General features: G+C 51.6%; 5 protein-coding genes. All 5 read right to left on the reverse strand.

Features of this window, described 5'->3' with window-relative positions:
• Window positions 1–56 precede the first annotated feature (56 nt).
• Entirely contained in the window at window positions 57–1,544 is a 1,488-nt protein-coding gene (locus HT737_RS28970; protein WP_077750518.1) for a SulP family inorganic anion transporter, read from the reverse strand.
• A 437-nt stretch (window positions 1,545–1,981) separates the two neighbouring features.
• Window positions 1,982–2,437: a hypothetical protein gene (locus HT737_RS28975; RefSeq protein WP_077750517.1), complete on the reverse strand. Its 456-nt coding sequence runs from the start codon at window positions 2,435–2,437 to the stop codon at window positions 1,982–1,984.
• 1 nt (window position 2,438) lies between these two features.
• Complete coding sequence (locus tag HT737_RS28980; RefSeq protein ID WP_138739113.1) at window positions 2,439–4,520, reverse strand: hypothetical protein; 2,082 nt, start codon at window positions 4,518–4,520, stop codon at window positions 2,439–2,441.
• An 87-nt stretch (window positions 4,521–4,607) separates the two neighbouring features.
• Window positions 4,608–6,188 (reverse strand): integrase, encoded by a 1,581-nt coding sequence (locus HT737_RS28985; RefSeq protein ID WP_182404542.1) that lies wholly within the window; start codon window positions 6,186–6,188, stop codon window positions 4,608–4,610.
• Window positions 6,189–6,202: 14 nt separating this feature from the next.
• Window positions 6,203–7,396: a tyrosine-type recombinase/integrase gene (locus tag HT737_RS28990; RefSeq protein WP_077750514.1), complete on the reverse strand. Its 1,194-nt coding sequence runs from the start codon at window positions 7,394–7,396 to the stop codon at window positions 6,203–6,205.
• Window positions 7,397–7,407: the final 11 nt, after the last annotated feature.

Genomic DNA, 7,407 nt, shown 5'->3' on the forward strand with positions numbered 1-7,407 from the left:
CAATGAGGATTGTGAGTTATCAATGCATGCCATTACGTGGGTCATTGTCGTTCTCCTTAGTGGCTCATGAGCTTGTCGATGGCACCGGGTTTGTCATGCACACCGAAGCGGTCAACGATTGTTGCGCTGGCTTCATTGAGACCGAGCACTTCAACCTCAGCGCCTTCGCGGCGGAACTTGATCACGACCTTATCCAGGGCTGCGACGGCGGTGATATCCCAGAAATGCGCCTGTGTGAGATCGATGGTGACCTTGTTGAGCGCTTCCTTGAAGTCAAAAACTTCAGTGAACTTGTCCGCAGAGCTAAAGAACACCTGGCCCACGACGTGGTAAGTCCGATGCGATTCCGTCTCTTCCAGAGTGCTCTTGATATCTAGGTAGTGCCCGACCTTGTTTGCGAAGAACAGGGAGGCCAGCAGCACACCTACCAGTACGCCGTAGGCCAGGTTGTGAGTGGCCACGACGACAACGACGGTCGCCACCATGACGAGGTTGGTCGACAGCGGATGCTCTTTCAGATTACGCAAAGAATCCCAGCTAAAGGTGCCGATGGATACCATGATCATCACAGCCACGAGTGCCGCCATAGGGATTTTGGAGAGCCATTCGCCAAGAAATACCACCATCAGCAGCAGGAAAACGCCGGCACACAATGTCGAGAGACGGGTGCGGCCACCAGATTTCACGTTGATGATCGACTGGCCGATCATGGCGCAACCTGCCATGCCGCCAAGCATGCCGGCAGCGATGTTGGCCACACCCTGGCCTTTGCACTCGCGGTTCTTGTTGCTGGTGGTATCGGTAAGGTCGTCGACGATGGTCGCGGTCATCATTGATTCGAGTAGACCCACTACTGCCAACGCAGCCGAGTACGGGAAAATGATGCGCAGGGTTTCAAAATTCAGCGGAACTTCAGGCCAGAGGAAGATCGGGAGCGTATCAGGCAGTTGGCCCATGTCACCGACGGTGCGGATATCCAAACCGAGGTAAATGGCGATGGCCGTCAGCGTCAGAATGCACACCAATGGAGAGGGAATCAGCTTGCCGATTTTCGGCACATACGGAAACAGGTAGATGATTCCCAAGCCCGCAGCGGTCATGGCATAGACATGCCAGGTGACATTGGTCAGCTCAGGCAATTGCGCCATAAAAATCAGAATCGCCAATGCGTTTACGAAGCCGGTGACTACCGAGCGTGAAACAAAGCGCATCAACGAGCCAAGCTTCAGGTAGCCGGCAAGGATTTGAAGTACGCCACATAGTAGAGTCGCGGCCAGCAGGTACTGGAGTCCATGCTCTTTTACCAGCGTAACCATCAGCAGTGCCATGGCGCCTGTCGCCGCCGAGATCATTCCGGGGCGTCCGCCGACAAAGGCGATGACAGCACAGATACAGAAGGAGGCGTAGAGACCGACTTTGGGATCTACCCCGGCGATGATGGAAAAGGCGATGGCTTCCGGGATCAGCGCGAGTGCGACCACCAGCCCCGCGAGCACGTCGCCACGGACGTTGGAAAACCACGTTTGTCTAAGTTTTTGCAGCATAGAAAATATCCAAGGCAAAGCATCGCGCACGCCAAAGGAAGGCGAGCGAATCGATACAAATTCAAATTTTGAGGATTTTTTGCTGTGTGCTTAAGGTATAAAACCAGGCGTACAGCAGTACGCACCCGCGAGCGAGGCTAGCGGAAGCAGAGTGTTGCGGGGGGGCGTAGCGCTAAGGCGGCGTAGGCTGCCAGTAGATCGTTTGGAGTACAGTCATGCTGATGTTCCTGTATCTCAAGGGGTATGCGGAGCAGAAGTATACAATGAAGCCATCGTCGATTGCGACCCGCTGCCAAGCTCCACATGAGTTACGTCAGATACTGGCTTATTCAATGGGTATACCTGCGGGCAAGGCTTTGCCCTCCATTCGTTCTTGTTCGAGCTGACCTGTGCGCTGAGAAGTGAGTTGGCCAGACGGTTACGATCCGTCTAGGCATTCATCGAATCGACTTCACCTGACTTCTAGGACTGTTGATCTTAAATAGCAGATCACGGTTTACACCTTCCAATTGCTTGTTCTCCTTGGCCAGCAGAGCGTTTTGCTCCTGAAGTGCTTTCTTCTCTGTACAAAGCCGCAGATTCACGATGGCTATCCTCTTCAGATCTGCATCTCGCTCAGCCAGTATGTCACGCAACTCCTTAATCAGCAGATCTGCCCCCTGAAGGGCTTTCTCCTTCTTGACGAGCTTTTCTCGCGACTCCTTGTTGGTCTTTTGACGAATTAACTCTGCAAGGTCTGGATACCGGTTGTGTATCGTCGCATTGCTTATGCCTGCCTCTTCGGCGACGGAGGCGATACTTAGCTTACGACTCAGCTGAACCTGCTTGGGACGCCCCTTGGTAATCCTTGAGATAGCCAACTCGATTGCACGCCTTGTCTGGTCATTTCCCATGCTACACCGCCTCTACTGCTGGTATGAGACGCGATGGACGTTCTGGTAAGGAATACGGCTCAACTGGGTCTCCAAGTTCGCCTAGCACCCGCTCTGCCTCTCGCAAGTGCCTTGTGGCTCGCTCCCAGGCCGGATCGCCAAGATCTGGCCATGAGAGCACCTCAACCTGCTGATCTCTAATGCGCCGCCATATGAGCAAGTGTCCCTGGTCGATGACACCCTCACCGCAGCCAACGCAACGAATCGCATCGTAAAGCCCCTCCCCGCCGCATCCCTTAGTCGTTGCCAAACACCAAGAGTGGCCGGTGCCACGGATAAAAACACCTTCGCCAACAGCCCTGACCAGAGCTTTAGGGTCTTTTGCTGTCTTCACCTCGGGTCTCCCTCTGAAGCGCACGATATGGTCAGCCCTACCGCCAGAAAGCTTCTGGCTCGGAGCCAGCCATCCAGAAACGATACTTACCTGCAATTCGTCCCTTTTTGACAATACAGATTCAAGAAGCGTGTCATCAAATAGCGGGTCTTTTGCATAGTGCAGAGTCATATCCATTGACCAATGTTTGAAATGGTGTCGCAGATACCGAACATCGCCAAGTACGTTCCTGGCGACAAAAACAGCAAATGTTCTCCGAAACTGGTGTGTTGCGAGCGGCCACAGTTTCTCCGGAGTTATCGTAGTACGATCAAGAACTTCACCCAAGTCATCATTCAACACCACTAGCTCAAAACGCTCTGCAACCTTTTTGAGGAGCGTATTTGTTAGTACGTTCTGTAGAAATTCAGGCCGCGTGCCAAGCGCTTTCCAGCCAAGAAAAAGGCTGCTACCCAAGAGAGTGGCATCATTGACGACTTTTGATTTTAGTCCCTCATCTTTGGCTAGTTCGTACAGATACAATCTTCTTTTACCGATGTAGGGCAGAAGAGATCTCCGCAACCCCGCTGCCACATTCACAGCCTTTTCGACGACAGGTGGAACCATCCATTTTGCAGGTTTTGGCTGCTCCTCCAGCTTGTATGTGAGCCCATGTATCCAGCAAAATTCTTCGCCATCCATATCGAATGAGCGCTCAAAGCAATTATGTTTTAACGAAATAATTTCGGAGTCCCGCATACCGCTAAACATGGCAACGACGATGTAGCAGCACGTACGCAGAATCCTGACCTCATCATCAAGATCCGTTAAAAATCGCAGTCCGTTCGCGTCAAGCAAAGACTGCATTTTAGAAAGTGCCCTTGCCCTCGCGATATCATAAGACACTGACTCTAGCGTCTGATAGGAGCTCTTCGCACCTTTTTCCAGTCTCACCCTTGCATGATACTCAGCAAGCTCCATCTCTTGTGAATAACAGGAGTGGAATGTATCCCAGATATGCAGAATTCGATCCGACTCATGCTCTATGAACTCTAAGGATTTTCGCCCGAGATCGGCATATAAGCGCTTTGGAATAATCTCAGTCCGGACATCATACATACCACCTGTACGTCGAGCCCCTGCAAGACTGAACGCAGTTTCCTCTGGCCACGGATGCTCACTCATTGGTTTTGGCAAATGAGTTCTAAAAGCGTATATCAATTCCAAAACTTCTAATAGAGCAACTTTTTGTCTCTGCTTAACAGACTTATCCGCGCCTACATATAAAGCATACGCAGCACACCGCACAGGAGTCAGCTCATCAAAGCCCGTGATGGATTGCCCGCACATCCAACGAAGAAGCGGCTTTACGTTCGTCCAGCACGAAATTAGTGTTGCTGCTTTTATGTGCTTGGTTGATCGCGGTGACTTGGCGAGCCAACGAGTATATATAAAAGACTTAGCGGCTATTAGCAAACTAGTCTCTGATTTGTCGATGGATCTCACTTCATCGGAAAGTGGATGGTCAAAATTCACATAGAGGTTTGACGTATTTTTGTTGAGAACATACGGGGAAAAGTCCCATATGTTGTCCTCATACCTAGAAAGCGGCATTGATTTACCGTTTTCGCCGGTTATGTATGTAACTGCAAGATCATTTCGATCATCAACAGCGATCTTTCTCAGGACTGCACAGGGCGGCCTGGCTACAGTTGCATTAGCACCGTTCACTCATCACCTCCAAGCAAAGTCCTATCTCGCCACATTGGATGAGGGGTAGCGAGGGCTCGGTGTTTCTCGCGCTCAACTACAACCGGATCAAAAAAGGGGAGTTATATCGTTGTCGATGACACGGATCACCCACGCATAGACGGAATTCCAGCGCGATTTGCCGAGTAGCCCGCGTTCTTTGATCAGGAGCCAATAAAAACTGAACAGACGATACAGGTCTGATTCGATCACGACCTGATTTGGGCAACGAAAGCAATGGAGAAAGCGCTGACAGTTGGTGGTGCCATTTCTTGGAGCAAAACGGCCATTGATAGGATCTGAACAACGCGCAACGCCTGTATTAAGTGCTCCACTCAGTAGCAGATCAACTTTTTCGGGCTCTATGGATAGTTGAGCTGACAAGTCATCGCGAAAGCTCTGCTCATTCACCTGACCGGTCATGACGCCTTCGAGAATACGACCAACGAATTTGTGATTCCGCTCCATCTCGGGCGTGACAGCGAGGTAGTGGCTATCAGTCATCCGCGTACTATTACCCAAGAGCTGAGCCGTCTTGAACAAGTTTCCGTTGCTCAGTTGCCACATTCGCGTGGCAAAGGTTTTTCGTAGCCTCGATACGTTGACCTTCAGTAATTCTGGCAGGCCGTTCGATGCCCTTCTATCGCCAAAAATTTGATGCCGGGCCACCAGTGCAGTGGCTTGTTGGTCAATATTGGAGGCGTTGAGAGTCTTCACGCCTCTATTCCCCTTGGCGCGGTAAAGCCAGACACGATCGTGCATCGTCTTCGGTGCTAGATCTAGCAAAGGAAACGATCGGACTAGCGCTTCCCGGTACAGGGTGACCACATCGCTCGGTACCGACGCGGACTCATCATCAGTGGTGTGGTAACGAAAGGCTTGGCGGTGAATCTTGAAACCTCGACGCTTATACAACTGGAGCACGCCCATATCCGGCTTGAGAGGGTGATCGGTGATCGCATCTCTGCTCATCTCTAGTAGTGGCGTGAGATTGCGACCACTCCTGGCAGCGATCAGCAAGAGGTAAACAGTCATAGCTGCGGCCTCGCTCCCACTAGGCAAATTACCGGAGCGGATCATGTCTAAGTCCTTCAGGAGCGCTATCAGCAAGCGCTCTATCTCGCCCTGCGTGAATGCCTGATGACCAACATACGCTCTGTCGGCGTTCGGAAATGGAATTTGAGGAAACACACCGATCCCGAGTTGCCCGGCGCGAACACGGTTCATCAAGACTGTTTTTGTTGTGTTGTAGATGGCCCGCGCCGATGTGATTGAGATTGTCCCCTTACCCCTTGCTGGCTGTTGCTTCAGCCATTCCGTATAGCGTTCAACTGTGCGGGGGACTATGTCGGCGAGGCACCCTATGACGCGGCCCTTACCCGATTCAGCGTCGAGGTACTTGAACCAATAACGCATACCGGAGGCACAAAGGTTCATTACGGTCGCTTGGCTGACCCCCGACGATTGAATTTCTTGGACGGCCTCGTGTAGCTGACGTGAGAGCAATAGTCTCGTAGCTGGCTCAATCGCTTCCGGTACCGATGCCCACTGCGCGAAGTCGAACACCCTCGTTCCAACGCAAATCGACATGTCACCAGGAGTTTTTTTTTGCTGTTTCAATTGAGATGATGTTTTCTGGCTGCATGCCATAGCTTTTTCTGGGTCTAGGCATGTGCATTCCCTAGCAAGTCCAACTCTTCCTGATATGTATTCAGTTCCGAGTTTTCCATGAGATCAAGACAATGAAGATAGATGCTAGTCGTTTGGACGCTGCTGTGGCCCAAGCGATCTCGAACCCATGCAAGTGCTTGCCCCATGGCCGCACGCTTCGACTGGTGGAGTAGTTCAAAAGTAGCAAAGGTATGCCTCAGCATGTGCGGAGTAACCCTGAACATAATCCGAGGTTGCTTCCCAGACCAAAGTCGTCTGTACGCATTGTTCAAGCCTTTTTCACTGAAAGGGTGACCATCTCTGTTTAAGAAGATGGGTTGAATCCCAGAGCGGCTTGCACTGCGACCAAAGTTGGCCCTGAATGCTCCCTCAGCAAAGCTCAGATAATCGAAAAGCTCCCGCATGACGTGCCAACCAATGAAGACTGTCCTAGGTTTTGAATTCTTCAGCAGCATGTCCGATGGGCTGAGATCAACACGAATGCGCTTCCGTACATCGAGCCCTGTCGGGTCAAAAACATACTTAATAGGGAATGTCCTGCATTCTTCATTGCGAAGGCCAGTTTGAAGCATCAGCACCGTCATCAATCGAAGCGTTTTGGTTGTGCATGCCTGAACCAGAAGCTTGGCTTGCTCAAGCGATAGAAGTTTAGGCGGCTCTCGGAAGACCTTGAGCCGAAGGTCGTCGCCATCTGTCATCTTGGCGGCGTGTGCATGCCTCAAAAAGCCCTGATTGTTTCCGGCAACAAATTTCGGTGAGGCATCCCAAGGAACTGAGCTAATGCGGCCTTGTTTATGCGCCCATTGATAGAACCCCATGAGGCATGTCAGCCGCTGGTTCAAAGTGCTCGGTTTTATGGCCCTTAGGCCCGTTGATGGTCTTGTCAGGGAAATTGACCAGTTCCTATACGCGGCAAGATTACTTACGGCGGATCGAGCGTGCCCCGCGACAGGGACATGAGCCCAATCGAGGGCGTTTGCCTCCAGCCATGAGAAATAGTCATACAGTGCTTCGCCGTGATTTCTCCATGTCTTGGGGCTACGCGTCTTGCCTCGTTCCAGCGCCAGATACATGAGGTAATCGTTTGCCGGCTCAACCAACTCCATTTGCCCGTTCAGCAGGAAAGGAATTCCAATATAAGCCTGGGTTAGCAGGACGAAACTGTCATCGGTGAACAGTAGCCTCATGGTTCATACCA

The sequence above is a fragment of the Pseudomonas sp. MD195_PC81_125 genome (assembly GCF_014060985.1).
GTDB classification, from domain to species: Bacteria; Pseudomonadota; Gammaproteobacteria; order Pseudomonadales; family Pseudomonadaceae; genus Aquipseudomonas; species Aquipseudomonas parakoreensis.